Origin of the sequence: Microbacterium flavum (assembly GCF_018717645.1) — a bacterium.
In the GTDB taxonomy this organism is placed as follows: Bacteria; Actinomycetota; Actinomycetes; order Actinomycetales; family Microbacteriaceae; genus Microbacterium; species Microbacterium flavum.
This window is the reverse complement of record NZ_JAFLHG010000005.1, coordinates 62668-83641: the sequence shown is the minus strand read 5'-3', so window position 1 is coordinate 83641 and position 20974 is coordinate 62668. Positions and strand designations below refer to the sequence as shown.

The 20974-nt window shown below is 67.2% G+C and carries 21 protein-coding genes and 2 tRNA genes; 10 read left to right on the top strand and 13 right to left on the bottom strand.

All coding sequences use genetic code 11. The features are described from left to right. Positions 1-74 precede the first annotated feature (74 nt). Together J0P97_RS06690 and J0P97_RS06685 are read right to left on the bottom strand one after the other, a co-directional pair. Positions 75-944 (bottom strand): rhomboid family intramembrane serine protease, encoded by an 870-nt coding sequence (locus tag J0P97_RS06690; RefSeq protein ID WP_215487002.1) that lies wholly within the window; start codon positions 942-944, stop codon positions 75-77. Positions 945-1070: 126 nt separating this feature from the next. Continuing rightward, the gene (locus J0P97_RS06685; protein WP_215487001.1) at positions 1071-1637 is read right to left on the bottom strand and encodes a peptidylprolyl isomerase; all 567 of its coding nucleotides are present in this window, start codon (positions 1635-1637) and stop codon (positions 1071-1073) included. 79 nt (positions 1638-1716) lie between these two features. Here J0P97_RS06685 and J0P97_RS06680 point away from each other — a divergent pair, with 79 nt between their 5' ends. Continuing rightward, the gene (locus J0P97_RS06680; RefSeq protein WP_215487000.1) at positions 1717-2292 is read left to right on the top strand and encodes a DNA helicase; all 576 of its coding nucleotides are present in this window, start codon (positions 1717-1719) and stop codon (positions 2290-2292) included. After that, complete coding sequence (locus J0P97_RS06675) at positions 2285-2764, top strand: aminoacyl-tRNA deacylase (protein WP_215486999.1); 480 nt, start codon at positions 2285-2287, stop codon at positions 2762-2764. The genes J0P97_RS06680 and J0P97_RS06675 overlap by 8 nt, the downstream gene beginning before the upstream one ends. A gap of 2 nt (positions 2765-2766) precedes the next feature. Here the strand turns inward: J0P97_RS06675 and J0P97_RS06670 are convergent, their stop codons facing one another. From J0P97_RS06670 to dnaA, 11 genes are all read right to left on the bottom strand, one after another. Next, positions 2767-3204 (bottom strand): NUDIX hydrolase, encoded by a 438-nt coding sequence (locus J0P97_RS06670; protein WP_215486998.1) that lies wholly within the window; start codon positions 3202-3204, stop codon positions 2767-2769. A gap of 23 nt (positions 3205-3227) precedes the next feature. Continuing rightward, positions 3228-3620 (bottom strand): nuclear transport factor 2 family protein, encoded by a 393-nt coding sequence (locus tag J0P97_RS06665; protein WP_215486997.1) that lies wholly within the window; start codon positions 3618-3620, stop codon positions 3228-3230. A gap of 58 nt (positions 3621-3678) precedes the next feature. Further along, positions 3679-3751: transfer RNA gene (locus J0P97_RS06660), tRNA-Ala, on the bottom strand. A 17-nt stretch (positions 3752-3768) separates the two neighbouring features. After that, positions 3769-3845 (bottom strand) — tRNA-Ile (locus tag J0P97_RS06655). A 71-nt stretch (positions 3846-3916) separates the two neighbouring features. Beyond that, a complete protein-coding gene (locus tag J0P97_RS06650) occupies positions 3917-4318 on the bottom strand; it encodes a DUF3566 domain-containing protein (protein ID WP_215486996.1) in 402 nt (133 codons plus the stop codon). After that, complete coding sequence (gene gyrA, locus J0P97_RS06645; RefSeq protein WP_215486995.1) at positions 4315-6885, bottom strand: DNA gyrase subunit A; 2571 nt, start codon at positions 6883-6885, stop codon at positions 4315-4317. Before gyrA ends, J0P97_RS06650 begins: the two co-directional genes overlap by 4 nt. Positions 6886-6945: 60 nt before the next feature. Further along, on the bottom strand, positions 6946-8997 hold the full coding sequence (gyrB, locus tag J0P97_RS06640; protein WP_215486994.1) for a DNA topoisomerase (ATP-hydrolyzing) subunit B: 2052 nt from the start codon (positions 8995-8997) through the stop codon (positions 6946-6948). 133 nt (positions 8998-9130) lie between these two features. Next, on the bottom strand, positions 9131-9631 hold the full coding sequence (locus tag J0P97_RS06635) for a DciA family protein (protein ID WP_215486993.1): 501 nt from the start codon (positions 9629-9631) through the stop codon (positions 9131-9133). Next, complete coding sequence (recF, locus tag J0P97_RS06630) at positions 9624-10889, bottom strand: DNA replication/repair protein RecF (protein WP_215486992.1); 1266 nt, start codon at positions 10887-10889, stop codon at positions 9624-9626. Before recF ends, J0P97_RS06635 begins: the two co-directional genes overlap by 8 nt. Before the next feature lie 145 nt (positions 10890-11034). Beyond that, positions 11035-12177 carry a DNA polymerase III subunit beta gene (gene dnaN / locus J0P97_RS06625; RefSeq protein ID WP_215486991.1) on the bottom strand — a complete coding sequence of 381 codons (1143 nt, stop codon included), beginning with the start codon at positions 12175-12177 and terminating at the stop codon, positions 11035-11037. A gap of 421 nt (positions 12178-12598) precedes the next feature. Continuing rightward, positions 12599-14026, bottom strand: coding sequence for a chromosomal replication initiator protein DnaA (gene dnaA, locus J0P97_RS06620; protein ID WP_215486990.1), 1428 nt, complete (start codon positions 14024-14026; stop codon positions 12599-12601). A 262-nt stretch (positions 14027-14288) separates the two neighbouring features. On the opposite strand from dnaA, the gene rpmH reads away from it, so the two are divergent. The 8 genes from rpmH (at position 14289) to J0P97_RS06580 (ending at position 20968) form a co-directional block, all read left to right on the top strand. Continuing rightward, positions 14289-14426 carry a 50S ribosomal protein L34 gene (rpmH, locus tag J0P97_RS06615; protein WP_005054680.1) on the top strand — a complete coding sequence of 46 codons (138 nt, stop codon included), beginning with the start codon at positions 14289-14291 and terminating at the stop codon, positions 14424-14426. Then, positions 14365-14775, top strand: coding sequence for a ribonuclease P protein component (gene rnpA, locus J0P97_RS06610; RefSeq protein WP_308163473.1), 411 nt, complete (start codon positions 14365-14367; stop codon positions 14773-14775). The genes rpmH and rnpA overlap by 62 nt, the downstream gene beginning before the upstream one ends. 2 nt (positions 14776-14777) lie before the next feature. After that, positions 14778-15158 carry a membrane protein insertion efficiency factor YidD gene (gene yidD / locus J0P97_RS06605; protein ID WP_215487150.1) on the top strand — a complete coding sequence of 127 codons (381 nt, stop codon included), beginning with the start codon at positions 14778-14780 and terminating at the stop codon, positions 15156-15158. A gap of 3 nt (positions 15159-15161) precedes the next feature. After that, complete coding sequence (gene yidC / locus J0P97_RS06600; RefSeq protein WP_215486988.1) at positions 15162-16283, top strand: membrane protein insertase YidC; 1122 nt, start codon at positions 15162-15164, stop codon at positions 16281-16283. 18 nt (positions 16284-16301) lie between these two features. Continuing rightward, positions 16302-16805 carry a Jag family protein gene (locus tag J0P97_RS06595; RefSeq protein ID WP_215486987.1) on the top strand — a complete coding sequence of 168 codons (504 nt, stop codon included), beginning with the start codon at positions 16302-16304 and terminating at the stop codon, positions 16803-16805. Between the two features lie 27 nt (positions 16806-16832). Next, positions 16833-17456, top strand: a complete 624-nt coding sequence (gene rsmG, locus J0P97_RS06590) for a 16S rRNA (guanine(527)-N(7))-methyltransferase RsmG (protein WP_215486986.1) — start codon at positions 16833-16835, stop codon at positions 17454-17456. 1503 nt (positions 17457-18959) lie between these two features. Continuing rightward, positions 18960-19892, top strand: a complete 933-nt coding sequence (locus tag J0P97_RS06585; protein WP_215486985.1) for a ParA family protein — start codon at positions 18960-18962, stop codon at positions 19890-19892. Further along, positions 19892-20968 carry a ParB/RepB/Spo0J family partition protein gene (locus tag J0P97_RS06580; RefSeq protein WP_215486984.1) on the top strand — a complete coding sequence of 359 codons (1077 nt, stop codon included), beginning with the start codon at positions 19892-19894 and terminating at the stop codon, positions 20966-20968. Before J0P97_RS06585 ends, J0P97_RS06580 begins: the two co-directional genes overlap by 1 nt. Positions 20969-20974: the final 6 nt, after the last annotated feature.

Below are 20974 nucleotides of genomic sequence, written 5' to 3'. Positions count from 1 at the left end.
CATCCACAGCCCGTCCACGGCTGTGAATTACACCGGTGTCATTCATCCCCATTTGTGGATGAACCTGTGGATAACTAGCGGTACAGGAACACCGGGAGCGCCAGGAGGGCGAGGAGCCCGGCGGCCACGGCGACGAGAAGCCAGAACTGCGTCCGCTGCTGACGGATGGCTCTGGTGCGCGCGAAGATGAAGCCGATCAGCGCGCCGACGAGGCCTCCGCCGATGTGCGCCTGCCACGCGATGCCCGACCCGGGCAGGAATGTGATGAGCAGGTTGAGCCCGAGGAGCACCGCGATCGCCGTCACGTTCGCGCCGATATGCCGACCGATCACGAACATCGCGCCGAGCAGACCCCAGACGGCGCCCGAGGCACCCACGACCCACTGATTCGGTGCGAGGAGAGCGGTGAGCACCGACCCGCCGACGGCGCTCAACAGGTAGAGCGCGAGGAAGCGGCCGCGCCCCAGGAGGGGCTCCAGGCTGCGGCCGAGCGCCCACAGCGCCAGCATATTGAGCGCGATGTGCCAGATGCTGGCGTGTACGAGTGTCACCGTGACCAGGCGCCAGGGCTGGGTGTACGCCAGTTGCCCGTTGAACGCGAGCCACACCTGGACCAGGTTCCCGAACCCGCCGGGGATGAGCCCCAGCAGGTAGCTGAACACCGTCACGCCCATGATCGCGTAGGTCACGACCGGTGTGCCGCTGGTCGCGGCGCGACCCGATGCGCGGCGACGCGGCATCCGAGTCACCGTCGCCTTGTGCTGCGCACTCTGCTGCTTCTGCTGTTCGGCGAGGCACTCGGGACAGATCACCCCCACGGGCAGCGGCGTCTGGCATTCGGGGCAGATGGTGCGCAGGCACCGCTGACAGAGCACGAAGCTCTGACGGTCGGGGTGCCGATAGCAGAAGTTATCCGGATTCGCCTGGTATCCCGTCTCCGTCACGCTCCGCGTCCCCCGCGCGCAGCCCGGTCCCCGGCAACCATCCGGTCCTCGGCAACCATCCGGTCCCCGAGCGAACTCCGGTCCCCGGCCACCATCCGGTCCCCGAGCCTGTCGAGGGGTCGCACGTCAGACCGTCGCGACGTCGATCGAGCTGACGACCACCGGCTCGATCGGGCGGTCGCCCGCGCCGGTGCGCACGGCGGCGATCTCGTCGACGACAGCGCGCGAGGCGTCATCGGCGACCTCGCCGAAGATCGTGTGCTTGCCCTGCAGCCACGGCGTGGGGTCGGTCGTGATGAAGAACTGCGAGCCGTTGGTGCCCTCGGCCTTGCCGGTGATCGCGTTGCGGCGCAGACCCGCGTTGGCCATCGCGAGGATGTAAGGCTCGTTGAAGTTCAGCTCCGGGCTGATCTCGTCGTTGAAGTTGTAGCCCGGGCCGCCGACACCCTGACCGAGCGGGTCGCCGCCCTGGATCATGAAGTTCGGGATGATGCGGTGGAAGATGACGTCCTTGTACAGCGGACCCTCACCCGGCTTGCCGGTCGCCGGGTCGGTCCAGGCCTGCGAGCCGTCCGCCAGCCCGGTGAAGTTCTGCACCGTCCGAGGCGCGTGGTCACCGAAGAGGTTGACGACGATGTCGCCGTGGTTGGTGTGGATGGTCGCTACGGCGGTGTGGATCGTCATGCTTGTCATTCTCCCACCTGTCAAGCCCTTCCGCGGCCGAGCGCGTCTGGCAAGATGGGGGGAAACGTCCCCGGATCAGGAGGGCCCCATGAGCCTCAGCCGTAAGCGCAAGAAGGAACTTCGCAAGCTTCAGGACCAGGCGAGCACGCTGTGGGAGTCGCAGCAGGTGCTGCTGGGCCAGGCCGGTGATGTCGCCCGTGAAGCCGGTCGCCAGCTCGGCCACTACAACCGCGAGCAGGTCGTCCCGACCGTGCAGCACTCGTACGAGAAGTACGCCGCGCCGTACGTGAATCAGGGCGTGCAGACCTCGAAGAAGGTCTACAACAAGAACATCGTGCCCGCTGCGGGCGCCGTCATCGGCTCCGCACTGTCGGTGTGGGATGCCGCGAACGAGAAGCGCAGCGATCTCGCCGCCGGCCGCGGTTTCGGGTCGCTCGACCTTCACACGCTGCAGAAGAACGCCGAGAAGTACGGCAAGAAGGCATCCAAGCACCTCGTCGTGAACACGGCCCCCGCCAAGAAGGGCGTCAGCGCGGGAGGGGTCATCGCGATCCTCCTCGGCGTCGCCGCCGCGGCCGGCGTGCTCTACGCGGCGTGGCAGACGCTGCGCGCGGATGACGAGCTGTGGGTCGCGGACGACCCGCTGCGCGCACCGGATGCCTGATCCCCTCGATCGGGTCCGCTCCGCTGCGGCCGCCCGCGGGCTCGACATCGAGCTCCGCGAGCGGCCGGCGGCGAGCAGTCTCGCCGAGGCGGCGTCCCTGCTCGGGCTCGGGCCCGAGGACATCGTCAAGACTCTGGTCGTCAAGCGCGCCGATGACACCTACCTGTTCGCCCTGATCCCGGGTGATCTGGCCATCTCCTGGCCGAAGCTGCGCGCCCTGGTCGGCGTGAACAAGCTGCGTCTGCCCGAACCCGAGCTGGCTCTCGCCGCGACCGGCTACGAGCGGGGGACGATCGTCCCGATCGGTTCGACGACGGACTGGCCCGTCTACGCGGATGCCTCGATCGTCGGTCGGCGGATCGCGATGGGCGCCGGCGCGCACGGCTACAGCCTGTTCGTCGACGCCGACGCCCTCATCGACGCCTACGGCGCGACGGTCGCCGACATCTCCCAGCCGGCGTCGCCGCGCTGACCTCACGCAGCGGTGTGCCGGTCGGCCATCTCCAGCGCGACATCGACCAGGGTGACCCGGTGCAGGGTCTCGACCTGTGGACGGGGGAACCACGCTGCGCGATCCGTCGATCCATCCTGCTCGTCGGTGAGGTCGCCCGCGACGATGTGCGCGCGGTACACGATGCGCAGGGTGTGCAGGGGTGTCTTCCCGTCGCCGCGCAGCCGCTGACGCGCCGGGATGACACGTGAATGGATGCCGAGCAGCTCGTCCACCTCAGCTCGATACCCGGTCTCCTCCTGGACCTCGCGCCGGACGGCGTCTTCGGGGTCCTCGCCGGGCTCCAGCCCGCCCCCCGGCAGCGTCCACGCGCCGCGTCGTGCCTCGTGCCAGTGTGCGAGCAGCAACCCACCCCGCCGCTCATCGAAGATCACGGCGTACGCCGCGACACGCAGGTCCATCTGCTCACCCTACCCAGGCGGGCTCAGCCGACGATCACTCCCGGTGCGCGCGTTCCCGCCGGTGCCGCCTGGTCGAGTCCGGTCCAGATCTCGACCAGCTCGACGAGTCGTGCACCGCGCGACGTCGCGAACTGCGCGAGCGCGAAGTGCTCCTCTCGCCCGTCGGTGACCCCGACGACGTGAGCTCGAGCCGCCGCCCGCTCACCGTCCCCGACGAGGTCTTCGAGGGTCATCGACTGGAACCCGGGGTAGTCGGCGTTGAAGCGGATCCACGACGGTCCGTCGAACTCCTCACCGGTGTGCACGAGCCGGCAGACGAAGTCCTCGGCGAGGAGTTCTGCGATGGCGTCCCAGCGGTGCGCGTCGATGACCGTGGCGAGCCGGCGGAGGGTCTGTGCGGCATCTGCGGTGTCCATGCCGTCAGACTACGGCGGGGGTCTGACGAGCCCGAGAGGGCTCCGGCGGAGGGAAGTGTGGAGCCTGGGAGATTCGAACTCCCGACATCCTGCTTGCAAAGCAGGCGCTCTACCAACTGAGCTAAGGCCCCCGGGAAAAACAACGGGGTGGTGGGGCTACCAGGACTTGAACCTGGGACCTCTTCATTATCAGTGAAGCGCTCTAACCGCCTGAGCTATAGCCCCGTCTGGAGACCGGCGTCGCCGCCGTCAACCTCCAAGACTTTACCCGACTCGCGGGCAATCCGAAAATCGGATCAGTTCGAGGTGAAGCCGACGAGCAGGCCGCCGGTCACCTTCACCATCAGGTTGTAGATCCCCGCGACGACGGCGCCGAGCACGGTGAACACGATCAGGTTGAGGATGGCGACGATCGCGGCGAACGCCATCACCTGCGGCAGACCGACGTAGTCGCTCAGCACGAAGCTGTCGTCGAACGCCTTGAACAGGTCGTCGAGCTTCGTGAGCATCGTCGTCGTCTGCAGCACCATGAAGATGAGGAACGCCCCCACGATGGTGATGATCGCGAGCGCGACCGATGCGAGGAACGACAGCTTCACAGCCGACCAGAAGTCGACGTAGACGAGGCGCAGACGCACCTGCTTCGCGCTGGTCTTGCTGGAGGACTTCTTCGCCAGCTTGTCGGCTACCGTGCTCATACGTCAGTGTCACTCTCTTCAGGGGTCGAGGGCGTGGTCTCGTCCGCGGGGCTCTCAGCCTCCTCGGCGGTGCCCAGGGTGCGCTCCGAGTTGCGTGCGATCGCAAGGATGCGATCGTCGTCGTCGGGGCGGGCGAACACGACACCCATGGTGTCGCGACCCTTCGCGGGGACCTCGGCCACGGCAGAGCGTACCACCTTGCCGCTGGCAAGAACCACCAAGACCTCGTCGTCCTCGGAGACGATCAGACCGCCCGCCAGACGCCCCCGATCGTCGTTGAGCTTGGCCACCTTGATGCCCAGACCGCCTCGGCCCTGCAGGCGGTATTCGCTCACCGCGGTGCGCTTCGCGTACCCGCCTTCGGTCACGACGAAGACGTAGGCGTCGTCGCGAGCGACGGATGCCGAGAGCAGACTGTCATCGTCGCGGAAGCTCATGCCCTTCACACCCTCGGTCGCACGGCCCATCGGGCGCAGCGACTCGTCGGTGGCGGTGAAGCGCAGGGACATCCCGCCCCGCGAGATCAGGAGGACGTCGTCGGTGTCGTTGACGAGCAGCGCGCTCACGACCTCGTCCCCGTCCTCCTCATCCTGCCCGCGCAGGCGGATCGCGATGATGCCGCCCTGACGGTTCGTGTCGTACTCGCTCAGGAAGGTCTTCTTGACCTTGCCGTCGCGGGTCGCGAGCACGAGGTGGGTCGCCACACGGTAGTCGCGGATGTCGAGGATCTGGGCGATCTCCTCGCCGGGCTGGAGGGCGAGGAGGTTCGCGACGTGCTGGCCCTTGGCATCCCGACCCGCCTCGGGCAGCTCGTACCCCTTCGCGCGGTACACGCGCCCCTTCGAGGTGAAGAACAGCAGCCAGTGGTGCGTCGTCGTGACGAAGAAATGCTCGACGACGTCGTCGGCGCGCAGCTGCGCGCCCTTGACGCCCTTGCCGCCGCGGTGCTGCGAGCGGTAGTTATCGCTGCGGGTGCGCTTGATGTAGCCGTCGCGGGTGACCGTGACGACGACCTCCTCCTCGGGGATGAGGTCCTCCATCGACATGTCCCCGTCGAAGCCGTGCAGGATGTGCGTGCGACGCTCATCGCCGAACTTCTCGACGATCCCGGTGAGCTCCTCGGCGATGATCGTGCGCTGGCGGGCCGGGTCGGCGAGGATCGCCTGGTACTCGGCGATCTGACGCTCGAGCTCGGCGAGCTTGTCGAGGATCTTCTGACGCTCGAGGGCCGCGAGCCGGCGCAGCTGCATCGCGAGGATCGCGTCAGCCTGGACCTCGTCGACGCCGAGCAGCTCCATGAGGCCCTGGCGGGCCGCATCCACATCGGGGGAGCGGCGGATGAGCGCGATGACCTCATCGAGGGCGTCGAGCGCGAGCGCGTAGCCGCGCTGGATGTGCGCATCCTCCTCGGCCTTGCGCAGGCGGTACTGCGTGCGGCGGACGATGACCTCGACCTGGTGCTCGACCCAGTACGAGACGAAGCCGTCGAGGGCGAGCGTGCGCGGCACCCCGTCGACGATCGCGAGCATGTTCGCGCCGAAGTTCTCCTGCAGCTGCGTGTGCTTGTACAGATTGTTCAGGACGACCTTCGCGACGGCATCGCGCTTGAGGACGATCACGAGACGCTGACCCGTCCGGTCGCTCGTCTCGTCACGGATGTCGGCGATGCCCTGCAGCTTGCCGTCTCGGGCGAGGTCGCGGATCTTCGCGGCGACGTTGTCGGGGTTCACCTGGTAGGGCAGCTCGGTGACCACGAGGCACGTACGCCCGTGGATCTCCTCGACGTTCACGACCGCGCGCATCGTGATCGAGCCGCGCCCCGTGCGCTGGGCCTCGCGGATGCCCTTCGTCCCGAGGATCTGCGCGCCGGTGGGGAAGTCGGGGCCGTGGATGCGGCTCATCAGCGCCTCGAGGAGCTCCTCGCGCGTGGCATCCGGGTGCTCGAGGGCCCACAGCGCACCTTCGGCGACCTCGCGCATGTTGTGCGGCGGGATGTTCGTGGCCATGCCGACCGCGATGCCCACCGATCCGTTCACCAGGAGGTTCGGGAATCGGGCCGGAAGGACCCGCGGCTCCTGCGTCTTGCCGTCGTAGTTGTCCTCGAAGTCGACGGTGTCCTCGTCGATGTCGCGGACCATCTCCATCGCCAGGGGCGACATCTTGGTCTCGGTGTAGCGGGACGCGGCGGCGCCCATGTTGCCGGGCGTGCCGAAGTTGCCCTGACCGTCGGCGAGCGGGTAGCGCAGGGACCAGGGCTGCACGAGGCGGACGAGCGCATCGTAGATCGCCGAGTCGCCGTGCGGGTGGTACTGACCCATCACATCGCCGACGATGCGGGCGCACTTGTTGAACCCCTTGTCGGGGCGGTAGCCGCCGTCGTACATGCCGTAGATGACGCGGCGGTGCACCGGCTTGAGGCCATCGCGCACGTCGGGCAGCGCGCGCCCCACGATGACGCTCATCGCATAGTCGAGGTAGCTGCGCTGCATCTCGACCTGAAGGTCGACCTGGTCGATGTTGCCGTGGTTGTATCCGGCGTTCGGGTCGGGGCGTTCTTCGTCAGTCATTTCAGTCCTTCGTTCCGGTGCTACAGAGCGCGCGGGGGCGCGGGTGCGGTGTGCACCGGATTAGATGTCGAGGAAGCGGACGTCTTTGGCATTGCGCTGGATGAACCCGCGCCGCGATTCGACGTCCTCGCCCATGAGGATGGAGAAGATCTCATCGGCGGCGGCCGCGTCGTCGATCGTGACCTGGCGGAGCGTCCGGGTGTCGGGGTCCATCGTGGTCTCCCAGAGCTCCTTGGCGTTCATCTCGCCGAGGCCCTTGTAGCGCTGCACGCCGTTGTCCTTCGGGATGCGCTTGCCCTCCGCGAGGCCCGCCTGAAGGAGCGCGTCGCGCTCCCGATCGCTGTACACGTATTCGTGGGGCGAGTTCGACCACTTCAGGCGGAACAGCGGCGGCATCGCGAGGTAGACGTATCCCGCCTCGATGAGACCGCGCATGTAGCGGAAGAGCAGCGTCAGCAGCAGCGTCGTGATGTGCTGGCCATCCACGTCGGCATCCGCCATCAGGACGATCTTGTGATAGCGGGCCTTCGACACATCGAAGTCCTCGCCGATGCCCGTGCCGAATGCGGAGATCATCGCCTGGATCTCCGCGTTGCCGAGGGCCCGGTCCAGGCGCGCCTTCTCGACGTTGAGGATCTTGCCGCGCAGCGACAGGATCGCCTGGCGCTCGGGGTCGCGACCGGAGACGGCCGAGCCGCCGGCGGAGTCACCCTCGACGAGGAAGATCTCGGAGATCGAGGGATCCTTGCTCGTGCAGTCCTTGAGCTTCTCGGGCATCGAGAAGGATTCGAAGACACTCTTGCGGCGGGCGGTCTCGCGCGCCTTGCGCGCCGCGAGGCGCGCGGTGGCCGCATCGATCGCCTTCGTGATGACGCGCTTGGCCTGGCCCGGGTTGCGGTCGAGCCAGTCGGTGAGCTGGTCGCCGACGATCTTCTGGACGAACGCCTTCGCCTCGGTGTTGCCGAGCTTTGTCTTCGTCTGACCCTCGAACTGGGGTTCCGACAGCTTCACCGAGATGACCGCGGTGAGACCTTCGCGGATGTCCTCGCCGGTGAGGTTGTCGTCCTTCTCCTTGAGGAGGTTGTTCGAGCGCGCGTACTTGTTGATCAAGGTCGTGAGCGCAGCGCGGAACCCCTCTTCGTGCGTTCCGCCCTCGTGCGTGTTGATCGTGTTCGCGAAGGTGAAGACGTTCTCGGTGTAGCTGGTCGTCCACTGCATCGCGAGCTCGAGCGAGATGTGCCGCTCGGTGTCCTCCGACTCGACCTCGATGATGTCGTCGTTGACGACCTCGGCCTTGCGGATCTTGTTGAGGTACTCGACGTAGTCGACGAGACCGCGCTCGTAGTGGAAATCGTCGAACGGCTGCTTCTCGACCGACTGGCCGTCCTCGCCGTCGGCGATGTAGGCGGATGCCGGACGCAGATCCCTCAGCGTGATCCGCAGACCCTTGTTCAGGAAGGCGGTCTGCTGGAAGCGGGTCCGGAGCGTGTCGTAGTCGAAGTCGACGGTCTCGAAGATCGTGTCATCCGGCCAGAAGGTGATGACCGTGCCGGTCTCCTCCGTCGTCTCGCCCTTCTGCAGCGCACCCTGGGGCTTGCCGCCGCCGGCAAACGTCTGACGCCAGACGTAGCCCTGGCGGCGGATCTCGACCTCGAAGCGGGTCGAGAGAGCGTTGACGACCGACGAGCCGACACCGTGCAGACCGCCGGACACGGCGTAGCCGCCGCCGCCGAACTTGCCGCCGGCGTGGAGGACGGTGAGGACGACCTCGACGGTCGACTTCGTCGGGTCGGAGGCGTGTGGATCGACCGGGATGCCGCGCCCGCGGTCGATCACGCGGACGGCACCGTCCTCGAGGATCGTGACATCGACGAGATCGTTGTGGCCGGCGAGGGCTTCGTCGACGGAGTTGTCGACGATCTCGTAGACGAGGTGGTGCAGGCCGCGCTCACCGGTCGAGCCGATGTACATGCCGGGGCGCTTGCGGACGGCCTCGAGGCCTTCGAGCACCTGGATGGCATCGGCCCCGTACTCGTTCTCGACCCTTCTGGCCGGCTGGGGAAGCTTCGCGGGAAGGTCCTCGGGAACGCTGTCGGGAGTATCTGATGTCATAGGTTTCGAGCGCTCCTGGATCACATCCGGTCGGGAATCAGGGGATGCTCCATTCTATCGGGTCCGCGCGGTGTTTCGTCGCTGGACGGCCCTGTGGCGCCGCGAAATCGATCCGGAGGGCGATGGACGTCCCTCACCCGTAGGTATCGCGAGGGCCCCGCCCTGGAACGGCTCTGGGGCCCCATTTCCATGAGGGGACGTCCGGCCCGACGAAACGGACGTTCTGGACCCCCGCCTCCGGGAAGCGGCGCATGAGCTGCGTGACGATCTCCGCACGCATGAGCTGCAGGTTCTTCGCCCATGCCGTCGAGTCGCACTGCACGGTGAGGATGCCGCCCTCCAGCGCGACCGGATCTGCGTGGCGCGCGGTCTCGGCCCCCGTCACCTCCTCCCACTGCAGGACGAGGTCCTCGCGGGCCAGCTGAGGCTCCCAGCCGGCCTGTCGCGTGAGGTCGGCCAGTGCGTCGCCGAGTCCCTTGGGGTCGCGTCCGGGGGCGAACGGCTGCTTGTCCTCGTCATCGACCGCGCGTCGCCGACGTCTGCGCGCGGCACGTGCCGACGGGGCGAGGCCGCGCAGGCGCAGGTACGTGCCGACGGTCTCGGGGACCGGTTCCGTCGAGGCATCATCAGCCATGCGTCGCGTCTTCCTCACTGGGCCCGGGCTCGGATTCGCGCTGGGGCTCGGGCTTCGGCTCCGGGACGATCGTGCCGGCGACGACGCGGACCGTCCGCGCACGGAGCGCCGTCGGCACATCCTCCTCCACAGCGGCCGTGACCACCACCTGCTCGTAGCCCTCGACGAGCAGCGCGAGGCGTGCGCGTCTGTCGGCGTCGAGCTCGGCGAACACGTCGTCGAGGATCAGGATCGGATCTCCCAGCTGAGACTGGGCACGCAGCAGCTCAGCGGATGCCAGGCGGAGCGACAGTGCGACCGACCACGACTCCCCGTGCGAGGCGTAGCCCTTCACGGGGAGTCCACGCACACGCAGGACGAGGTCGTCGCGATGCGGCCCGACGAGCGTGAGGCCGCGGTCGAGCTCCTGCGTACGACGGGCAGCGAGGGCGGCGCGGAACTGCTGCTGGACCACCTCCGAGGGGGGAACGGGCACCCCTTCGTCGAGCCGAGCGGCGGCGGTGGAGCCGAGCGGCGGCGTCGCGGGTGAAGGTGCGTCGCGGTCGTCCTCGGGGTCGGATCCGCCGATCGACAGGGCCCACGAGATCTCGGGACGGTGATCCTCGCCCGCGATCGCGGCGTAGGCGTCGGTGACCGGCCCGGCCAGATCGTTCGCCAGGACGAGGCGCGCACGGATGATGTCGGTGCCCAGGGCGACGAGCTTGTCGTCCCAGACCTCAAGCGTCGAGAGCGCGTCCCCGCGGATGCCGCGGGCGCGCGCGGATTTGAGGAGCGCCGTGCGCTGCTTAAGCACGCGGTCGTAGTCGGCGAGGACGCCGGCCATGCGGGGCGCGCGCTGTATGAGCAGCTGATCGGCGAACCTGCGCCGCGACAACGGGTCCGCCCGCACGATCTGCAGGTCCTCCGGTGCGAAGAGCACGACCTGCGCGTAGCGCGGTAGCTCCGTCGTCTTCACCGGCGCCCCGTTGACGCGCGCCTTGTTGCTGCCCGACCGGTTGAGCTGCGACTCGAGCTGCACCCGGCGGTCGCCGTAAGCGAGACGCATGCGCACGATCGCGGCATCCGCCCCATCGCGCACCATCGGCGCGTCCTGCGACACCCGGTGCGAGCCGAGGGTCGCGAAGTAGCCGATCGCTTCGGCGAGGTTCGTCTTGCCTTGACCGTTCCGGCCGACGAAGACGTTCGCGCCCGCCGCGAGGCTCACATCGGCGACCGCATAATTGCGGAAGTCGACGAGGCTCAGCTGCTCCACGATCACCGCTCCACCCTACGTCGCGCCACCGACCCGCCCGCGAGTGTCCAGGACACGCGGATGCCGGGGCTTCTCACTCCGCGTGTCCTGGACACTCGGCGGGGTGGAGACGAGACCACCGGCGCGGGCCGGGGCGCGCGGGATGCCGAGGTCAGCGCAGCAGGAGGTTGGGCTGCAGGAGGTACTTGAAGCTCTCGGGAGTGCCCGAGGTCTGCGGCGTGATGAGCACGGGGCTCAGCTTGTTCGCGTTGTCGCTCGACGTGAAGGTGATGCGGGCGAACTCGCTCTTGACCGCGCCGAGCGCCTCGAGGAGGTACTGCGGGTTGAGTCCGAGGGTCACGTCATCGCCGGCGAGGGTCGCATCCACCGACTCGGTGGCGCGCGCCTGCTCGGTGCCGGCGGCATCCATCGATACGCCGTCCTCTGTGAAGGTGAACCGCAGCGGCGCGGACCGGTCGAGCACGAGCGCGACGCGGCGGACGGCCTCCTGCAGATCGGCGGTGTTCACGACGGCGTAGTGGTCGGTCTGCTCGGGGAACAGGCGGCGCACGGGCGGGAAGTTGCCCTTGATCAGGAGCGAGGTGACGGTCTTGTTCCCCGAGGTGAAGGCGATGATCTCGCGGTCGCCCGAGCCGGAGAACGACACCTGGATGTCGCCGGTGTGGGCGAAGGTCTTGCCGACTTCGGTCAGGGTGCGGGCGGGGACGAGCGCCGTGGTGGACTCGTCGCCGGCGACCGACCCGCCATCCCACGGCACGTCGCGCAGCGCGACCCGGTAGCGGTCGGTGGCCACGAGGCTCAGGGATGTGCCGGCCACTTCGAGCTGGACGCCGGTGAGGACGGGTGTCACGTCGTCGCGCGAGGCGGCGAACGCCACCTGAGCGATGGCCGTGGCGAAATCGTCGGCCGGGACGAGGCCGGACTCGCCCGACACCTCGGGGATCGCGGGATATTCCTGCACCGGCATCGATGCGAGGGTGAACCGCGCGGAGCCGCAGGTGAGGAGGATGCCACCGTCGTCGGTGACCTCGATCTGGATGGGAGCGTTCGGGAGGCGGCTCGCGATCTCGGAGAGCAGTCGTCCGTGGACGAGGATCGTGCCCGGCTCGTCGACCGTGGCCTCGATCGTCGTGCGCGCCGACGCCTCGTAGTCGAACGCCGCCAGCGAGAGTCCTTCATCGGATGCCTCGATCAGCACACCGGCCAGGATCGGCTGCGGGTTGCGCTGCGGCAGGAGCTTGACGACGAATGACACGGCCTCGCTGAACACGTCGCGATTCACGTGGAACTTCACTGGGGCTCCCTAGAGGTCGGCTTGGGCGTCTCCATGCTAGTGCCCGGTCGTGTGATTCTCGCAGGGCCCCCCGATCCCAGCCGGTCCCCGCTCTGGTGATCGAATCGGATTCTCTGAGGTGTATCTCTGTCATGGTGTTAACAGCTGTGGAAACTGTGGATAACTCGGCCGATCCCGCTCGTGGAGCGAGAACCACACGGTTGTAAGTTGTGAGCGAGCTGCGGATGCCTGTGATGACGCGCCTCGGGGGCGACGCCCCTGCGTCGGCCGTCATCCACAGGAGCGCCGGATCCGCCCACAGCGAAGGTGTTTCACTGCACAGTTATCCACAGGCTCTCCACACTGTGCAGAACGCGCATGATGGGGGAAACCGGCACCCGCTGTCAAGCGGGTGCGTCGTATGGAAGGGTCGAGCGCGACGTCAGCGCGAGACGCGGCCGAGCTGCGTCGTGATCTCCGAGACCTGGTTGTAGATCGAGCGGCGCTCCTTCATGAGCTCCGCGATCTTCTTGCACGCGTACATGACCGTGGTGTGATCGCGGTTGCCGAAGAGCTGGCCGATCTTCGGCAGCGAGAGATTCGTGCGCTCGCGGCACAGGTACATCGCGATCTGGCGCGCCGTGGCGACCGACTGCGAGCGGCTCGAGCCGTACAGATCGTCGACGGAGAGCCGGAAGTACTGCGCTGTCGCAGCGATGATGTCGGTCGGGAGGATGACGTTGGCGTCGTCGGTGTCGACGATGTCGCGCAGGACCGTCTGCGCGAGGGCGATGTCGAGGGTGGAGCGGTTGAGACTCGCGAACGCGGAGACCCGGATGAGAGCGCCCTCGAGTTCGCGGATGTTGCTCGAGACCTTCGTCGCGATGTACTCGAGCACCTCGTCGGGGACCAGCAGGCGCTCGGACTGCGCCTTCTTGCGGAGGATCGCGATGCGGGTCTCGAGGTCTGGCGCCTGGACATCGGTGATGAGGCCCCACTCGAAGCGGCTGCGCATGCGGTCCTCGAAGCCGGTGAGGTGGCGCGGTGGGACATCGCTCGTGATCACGACCTGCTTGTCGTGATCGTGGAGCGTGTTGAAGGTGTGGAAGAACGCCTCCTGCGTCTCCGCCTTGCCCTGGAGGAACTGGATGTCATCGATCATCAGGATGTCGACGTCGCGGTAGCGCGCCTGGAAGGCGGACCCCCGGTTGTTCGCGATCGAGTTGATGAAGTCGTTGGTGAATTCCTCGCTGGACACGTATCGCACGCGGATGCCGCCGTAGAGACTCAGCGCGTAGTCGCCGATGGCGTGCAGGAGGTGCGTCTTGCCGAGACCCGAGTCGCCGTAGATGAACAGCGGGTTGTAGGCCTTCGCCGGCGCTTCGGCGACGGCGACCGCCGCCGCATGCGCGAAGCGGTTGGACTGCCCGATGACGAAGTTGTCGAAGGAGTACTTCGGGTTCAGGCGGGTGTCGCTGCGCGAGGCGCCGGGGGCGACATCGGGGACGTCGTCGATCGGCGGTCGTGAGATCGGCGGGCTCGACAGCGGAGCGCCGGCCGATTGGACGGGGATCGGCGCGGTGAGGTGCGCGTCGGCGAGCTCGGGGTTGACGACCACCCGGAACGAGATCGCGCCGGGCTCGGCATCCACCACCGCCAGTGCCTCCATGATCGGAGCCCGCAGCCGCTTGTTCAGCTGCGCTGCGGTGAGATCGTTGGGAACGTCGAGGTAGAGGGTTCCGCTCATCACGCCCTGCGCGACGGCGAGGTTCAGGAAGCCCTGCATCTGCGGCGTCACCCGCTCGTCGGCGTCCAGCTGTGCGAGCACGGCGGTCCAGACCGGAACATCCGGAACGTCGTGCTGAGACATGGAACCCCCTGTGGATAACTAACCGTGCCACGGTAGCCAGCGACCCCGTCGAGGGCAAAATCCACTGTAGATCCGGCCCGCGTGTCCCTGCCAGTGATCATCCACAGGCGGTGGATAATAATCGATCCGTGTACCTCGGTTTGAGGTCTGGGGCTACTCGACGTATCCTCAGTAGGTTGACTTATGCCCACTTGGGCAGTCCCTGTACCTGAGTCCCCGGTCTAGAGCGTTCGGGTGACCCCGCCGATCCGGAGTGATCCACATGAGCAAGCGCACGTTCCAGCCCAACAACCGCCGCCGCGCCAAGAAGCACGGCTTCCGCGCCCGCATGCGTACGCGTGCCGGTCGTTCGATCCTGTCGGCGCGCCGCGCCAAGGGTCGCACCGAGCTCTCGGCCTGATCCTCTCACGGTGCTGGCGCGCGGGAATCGCATCACGCGCGGGGCGGAGTACAGAGCCGTCGTCCGCGGGGGCTCTCGCTGTGCCAGTGCACACACGGTGACGTACGTCGTCACCACGACAGAGGACCGTCCGGCCCGATTCGGGTTCATCGTGAGCAAGCAGGTGGGGACCGCCGTGACCCGCAACACCGTGCGACGCCGGCTCAAGGCCGCGTGCGCGGAGGCTCTGCCCGGCGTCCGCTCGGGCGCCGATGTCGTCATCCGCGCGCTCCCGTCCGCAGCGACCGCCGATTCCTCGCAACTGCGCTCGGATGTCGTCCGCTGCCTCGAACGGCGAGCGGCCGCGTGAGCGTGACGACACTGCCCTCGTATTCCCTCGGGACCGGCAGCCTCTCCGCACGACAGCTCTCCGCCGCGATCCCGCTTCTTCCGCGCAACGCGGGGCTGACTCTTCTGCACGGATATCGGGCCACGATCTCGCATCTCTACGGCGACGTCTGCAAGTACTATCCGTCGTGCTCGGCATATGCCGTCGGTGCCGTCCAGCAGCACGGGCTCGTCAAGGGGTCCGCGTTGACGGCCGCGCGACTCGCCCGCTGTCACCCGTGGGCCCGAGGCGGCGTCGATGACGTTCCGCTGCACCGGAGCTTCCGCCATGAGCTGACCCGGCACGGCTTCGTCGTGCCATCCACCGACGACGAGCTTTCGAGCCCGTCGCCCAGAAAGGACTGATCCGTGCTGGATCTTCTGTACCGTGCTGCCGCCGCCACGCCGACTCCGGTGGTGCCGACGCCGACGACGCCGATGCCGGGCACCAGCCTGGACTTCTTCAGCGCGATCATGTGGCCGTTCAAGTGGATCGTCGAGGCGATCCTGGTCTTCTGGCACTGGATCTTCACCGCGGTGGGACTTCCGGCCGATGCGGGCCTCACCTGGGTGCTCTCGATCATGGGCCTCGTCATCGTCGTCCGCTCCGCTCTCATCCCCCTCTTCGTGCGGCAGATCAAGAGCCAGCGCAAGATGATGGAAATCGCGCCTGAACTGCGAAAAGTCCAGGAGAAGTATCGAGGGAAGAAGGATCAGCTCTCCCGCGAGGCGATGAGTCGCGAGACGATGGCGCTGTATAAGAAGCACGGGACAACCCCGGTTTCGAGCTGTCTCCCTCTCCTTGTGCAGATGCCGATCCTTCTCGGCATGTTCTACACGCTCTCCGACGTCAAGAAGCATGCCGAGTGGGGCATGGGCGGCGTGGGCCTGCTGAACAAGGAGCTGACGTTCCAGTTCTATGAGGCGAAGCTCTTCGGCGTCGCGCCGCTGCACACGAGCCTCACCGAGGCGGTCAGCACGAAGCCGGACGGGTGGGAGGCGACGGTCACGATCCTCGTGATCCTCGTGGTCCTCATGATCGCGTCGCAGTTCATCACCCAGCTGCAGAGCATCTCGAAGAACCTCTCCCCCGAGGCCAAGACCGGCCAGGCGTACCAGATGCAGCGCATCATGCTCTACATCCTGCCGCTGGCATTCATCTTCTCGGGTGTCTTCTTCCCCCTTGGCGTCGTCCTGTACTGGTTCACGTCCAACATCTGGACGATGGTGCAGCAGTTCCTCGTCATCCGGAACCTGCCCACACCGGGGTCGGACGCGGCCAAGGCACGCGAAGAGCGCCTCGCTCGCAAGGGCAAGGCGCTGGATGCCACGGGCAAGGTGATCCCGATGGAGAAGTACCAGGCCGAGCAGCAGCGTCTCTTCGAGGAGGCTCAGAAGGCGAAGGCCGAGACCCCGAAGCGTCAGCAGCCGGTCAACAAGCAGCGCGCCAAGAAGCAGGCGCAGAAGAAAAGCCCGAACGGCGAGTCCTGAGGAAGCCCGGAGACGATGATGACGAACACCGCTGACCACACGACCACCGGCGTTGCGCCCAGCACCGAGCAGCTGGAGCAGGAGGGCGACATCGCCGCGGACTATCTCGAAGGCCTGCTCGACATCGCCGATATCGACGGAGACCTCGCGCTGGACGTCCGTAGCGGCCGCGCCTACGTGTCTGTGGAGAACGAGGATGACGCCGCGCTCGCGCTCATCTCCGACCCGGACACCGTGCAGGCTCTCCAGGAGCTCACCCGCATCGCCGTGCAGACGCAGACCGGTCGCTTCTCGCGCTTGATCCTCGATGTCGGCGGTTCCCGCGACGCCCGGCAGCGCCAGCTCGCGAAGCTCGTCGACCGGGCGATCGCACGGCTGGATGAGGGGGCGTCTCAGGCGTCCTTGCCGGCGATGTCGAGCTACGAACGCAAGCTGATCCACGACATCGTCGCCGAACGCGGACTCGTGTCGGAGTCCTACGGTGACGGCGCCGATCGTCACACGGTGATCCGCCGCGGCTGACGCGCGCGTTTCACGTGAAACATCACCATGGTCGAGACCGAACCCGCTGAGGCGGCGCCCCTTTTCGGTGCGCAGATCGATCGCGCGCGCGGCTTCGCGGAAGCGCTGGGCGTTCATGGCGAGGAGCGGGGGCTGATCGGCCCGCTCGAACCGGCCCGTCTGTGGACGCGACACATCCTGAACTCTGCTGTCGCAGCTCCGTTGTTCCCCCCCAGCGCCGTCGTGGGGGACGTGGGGTCCGGAGCCGGCCTGCCCGGGATCGTGCTCGCAATCGCGCGCCCGGATGTGCAGTGGGTGCTGATCGAACCCATGGAGCGCAGGGTCGCCTGGTTGCAGGAGCAGGCGGATGCGCTCCGGCTGGAGAATGTGGAGATCGTTCGTGCGCGTGCGGAGGACTGGGATCGCGGGCCCACCCTCGATGCGGTGACGGCTCGGGCCGTGAGCGCCTTGCGCACGCTGATCCCGATCACCGCGCCCCTGCTGCGCCCGGGGGGCGAGCTCATCCTCCTCAAGGGGGCGAACGCGCAGAATGAGATCGGTGCCGCGGAGAAGGTCATTCGGAAGCACGGATTGCGCGACGTGCGCGTGGAGGTCGTTGGTGACGGCGTCATCTCCGACCCGACCTGGGTGATCCGGGGGCGGAAGAACTGACGCACTCGTGCTGATCGGCCTCATCCGCGGAGACCGATGCCGGGCGTCGTGTGACGCATGACATGAGGACATCTCCGGCCTCTCTGCGGTGGCGTGCTGCAGGGTGGTGCGGGTCGCGTCGGGCGCGGTGGCTCGTCCCTCGAGGGGACGGCGCCGGCGGGGGTCTCCCCTGGGTCGCTAGAGACGCTCATGCCCACACGATTGTGAAGCGATCCGTATGAAACAGCGCCCCATCAGGCATTTGATGCTTGTGGTGTAGCACTGTCCGCGCGCATACCGAGCGAAGCGAGGCACGTACAGGGCGGGATCGCCGTGGCTGCGCACGGCTCGTGCGGAGTGTGTGCGTGGTGACTCATGCGGTCGTCTGCGTAGGTTTCACGTGAAACATACGTTGGGGCGGCGTGCTTGTCTCTCCGTGCATGGAGGACAACGCACGTTTGCCGCCGGGCGCGAGTGCTCGCACTCCTCGGGCGGGCCGCGACGTCAGGGTCAGGGGGCTCGGGAATCGTCGAAGGTGCACGGCGTCCGGTCATCGCAGCAACTATTGGTTCGCGGACCATCCACACACGGACAACAGCCGGGGCCGCGGTCACGGGCTTAGTGTTTCACGTGAAACATCGTCGACGGCACAGCTCACCTCTGCTCCGACGAGACGCGCCGCGGACACCCGACCCCGGCGTGGCGAGGATCGAACTCGCCCGTCAGGTGCCTCTAGACCAGGATGACCCCGTCCGAAACAGCAAGTGCGAGAGCGGGTCAAGCCGTGGAGGTCGACCGGGGGCGTCGCTCCCACGAGATGACGAGTAGCGGTCTCGCCGTCGAGGTGTGTTTCACGTGAAACATCCATCCAGGTACCGCTGAGCTGGAGCGCGACCGGTGAGATCCGGTGCAGATATCCACACCATTGGACTGGTCGATGAGAGACCGACCCGCGTGCGGCCCTGGTCTGGGCCGTTTCACGTGAAACATGTCCTGGTGCCCACACGAGGCCCAGCCACGACAGTGAAAGCCGGGGCCGCTCCACAACTTCGCTGGTACGCCGGAGAACCGAGCTCTTCGCCGTCGTCGGCGACGTTTCACGTGAAACATCTCCAAGAAGGGGCATCAGCTGCGCACGGCGGCACGATTTCAGGCGCGTCATCAAATCAAGGAGCATCGGCCCCGTCCCGCTGCGTGTGTTTCACGTGAAACGTCGCGGAAAGGAGCGCATCTGCCGGCAGCAACTGAAGAGACCATCAGCATTCACAGGCTGTCTCCCTCGACGGGCTGTCCGGAGCGCGTGACTTTGCCGCCGATCTCTGTGATGAAGTGGGCCCGGCGGGACACGTGTACCGGGGGTGGATCTCCCGCAAGAGGGGCACCGTCCCGCGTGGACGGGTGGCGTCGCGGCTCCCAGGCATGCGTGCGGGGAGAAAGTCATCGTGTTTCACGTGAAACACGGCGGACTCCAGTGTCTGATCGCTCGACTACAGTGGAACAGTCCCCCAACGATCGGAGTCTGAGGTGCAGGAATCGGAGAAAACGACCGCTCCCGCCCCCTTCTCCATCGACGACAGTCCCATCGCTCGCGAGCTGGCCGACCTCACGTCGCGTCGCCGGGCATTGGACGCGGTGTCGCTGGAATTCCACGGGGATACCCGAATTCTGACGATCTCCAACCAGAAGGGCGGCGTCGGCAAGACCACCACCACCGTCAACACGGCGGCGGCGCTTGCCACACTCGGCGCGCGCGTTCTCGTCATCGACCTGGACCCGCAAGGAAACGCCTCCACCGCGCTCGGTGTGCCCCATACCGCCGATATCCCCAGCATCTACGACGTCCTCATCGACGAGTTCCCCCTCGCGGACATCATCCAGACGAGCCCGGAATCCCCGAACCTGCTGTGCGCTCCGAGCACCATCCATCTGGCGGGTGCAGAGATCGAGCTCGTCTCCCAGGTCGCACGTGAACACCGCCTCCGCACCGCCCTCGAGGACTACCTCGCGGCATCCGAGGAGCGCCTGGACTTCGTCCTCATCGACTGCCCGCCGTCCCTGGGCCTCCTGACGATCAACGCGTTCACAGCCGCCAATGAGTTGATGATCCCGATCCAGTGCGAGTACTACGCGTTGGAGGGGCTGAGCCAGCTCTTGGGCAGCATCCGGATGATCCAGAAGCACCTGAATCCCGCCCTGCACCTGTCCACAATCCTGCTGACGATGTACGACGGCCGGACGCGCCTGGCGCAACAGGTGGCGGAGGAGGTGCGCGCGCACTTCCCACAGGAGGTGCTCCGTACGGTGATCCCACGAACCGTCCGTGTCTCCGAGGCTCCGAGCTTCGGTCAGACCGTGATCGCGTACGATCCCCAGTCCGTCGGCGCCGTCTCGTACCGCGAAGCCGCGGTCGAGCTGGTGCTCAGACAGCGGGCGAAGACCAACGAGGAAGGCAACTGATGGCGAAGCGCACGGGATTGGGCCGGGGGATCGGCGCACTCATTCCGACGACGGAGGGCACCGAGGCACGACCCGTCGATGTGTTCTTCCCCGGGGCATCCCTCGCCCCCTCGCGCTCCGGCGCCGACTCGCCGTCGGATGTGTCCCCGTCGGACGCCACCGACGCGGAGAGCACCGCGGTTGGAGCCACTCGGACGGATGAGGTCTCGTCGCCGGCGGATGCCGCGGCGGAGTCCGACCAGCCCGACCTGCTCGCGGTCCCGGGCGCACGGCTCATCTCCATCGACCCGAATGAGATCGTCCCGAATCCTCGACAGCCCCGCACCAACTTCGACGCCGACGACCTGGCGGAACTCGTCCACAGCGTCCGCGAGTTCGGCGTGCTCCAGCCCGTGGTCGTGCGCCGCAACGAGGAGGGCGCGTACGAGCTCATCATGGGTGAGCGACGCACCCGTGCGGCGCGCGAGGCCGGCCTGAGCTCGATCCCCGTGATCGTCCGCGAGACCGCGGACGAGGATCTGCTCCGCGACGCGCTCCTCGAGAACCTGCACCGGTCGCAGCTCAACCCGCTCGAAGAGGCCTCCGCCTACCAGCAGCTCCTCGAGGACTTCGGGATCACGCAGGAACAGCTCGCGACGCGCATCGGCCGCTCGCGTCCGCAGATCAGCAACACGATCCGTCTGTTGAAGCTCCCGGTGCCGGTGCAGCAGCGCGTTGCCGCGGGTGTGCTCAGCGCCGGCCACGCGCGCGCGATTCTCTCGCTCGACGATGTCGACGCCATGCAGCGCCTCTCGGACAAGATCGTCAACGAGGACCTCTCCGTGCGTGCCGCCGAGGCCGCCGCGAAGGGGGCGGAGGCAGCTCTGCACCGCACTCCGGCGCCGAAGGCCGGCGCGCGACGCGCTCACCTGGACGACGTCGCCGAACGCCTCGGAGATCGACTCAACACCAAGGTGAGGATCGCTCTCTCATCGAGAAAAGGCCAGATCATCATCGATTTCGCGACCATCCAGGACCTCAACCGGGTCCTGGCCGAGATCGGCGAAACCGGGTACGGCGACACGACGGGCGCGTAGGCTGGA

Excerpts from the sequence above, each read along its gene's own strand:
- J0P97_RS06685 (WP_215487001.1), bottom strand. The coding sequence starts at position 1,637 with ATGACAAGCATGACGATCCACACCGCCGTAGCGACCATCCACACCAAC.
- J0P97_RS06680 (WP_215487000.1), top strand. The coding sequence starts at position 1,717 with ATGAGCCTCAGCCGTAAGCGCAAGAAGGAACTTCGCAAGCTTCAGGAC.
- J0P97_RS06675 (WP_215486999.1), top strand. The coding sequence starts at position 2,285 with ATGCCTGATCCCCTCGATCGGGTCCGCTCCGCTGCGGCCGCCCGCGGG.
- J0P97_RS06670 (WP_215486998.1), bottom strand. The coding sequence starts at position 3,204 with ATGGACCTGCGTGTCGCGGCGTACGCCGTGATCTTCGATGAGCGGCGG.
- J0P97_RS06665 (WP_215486997.1), bottom strand. The coding sequence starts at position 3,620 with ATGGACACCGCAGATGCCGCACAGACCCTCCGCCGGCTCGCCACGGTC.
- J0P97_RS06650 (WP_215486996.1), bottom strand. The coding sequence starts at position 4,318 with ATGAGCACGGTAGCCGACAAGCTGGCGAAGAAGTCCTCCAGCAAGACC.
- gyrA (WP_215486995.1), bottom strand. The coding sequence starts at position 6,885 with ATGACTGACGAAGAACGCCCCGACCCGAACGCCGGATACAACCACGGC.
- gyrB (WP_215486994.1), bottom strand. The coding sequence starts at position 8,997 with ATGACATCAGATACTCCCGACAGCGTTCCCGAGGACCTTCCCGCGAAG.
- J0P97_RS06635 (WP_215486993.1), bottom strand. The coding sequence starts at position 9,631 with ATGGCTGATGATGCCTCGACGGAACCGGTCCCCGAGACCGTCGGCACG.
- dnaA (WP_215486990.1), bottom strand. The coding sequence starts at position 14,026 with ATGTCTCAGCACGACGTTCCGGATGTTCCGGTCTGGACCGCCGTGCTC.
- rpmH (WP_005054680.1), top strand. The coding sequence starts at position 14,289 with ATGAGCAAGCGCACGTTCCAGCCCAACAACCGCCGCCGCGCCAAGAAG.
- J0P97_RS06595 (WP_215486987.1), top strand. The coding sequence starts at position 16,302 with ATGACGAACACCGCTGACCACACGACCACCGGCGTTGCGCCCAGCACC.
- rsmG (WP_215486986.1), top strand. The coding sequence starts at position 16,833 with ATGGTCGAGACCGAACCCGCTGAGGCGGCGCCCCTTTTCGGTGCGCAG.
- J0P97_RS06580 (WP_215486984.1), top strand. The coding sequence starts at position 19,892 with ATGGCGAAGCGCACGGGATTGGGCCGGGGGATCGGCGCACTCATTCCG.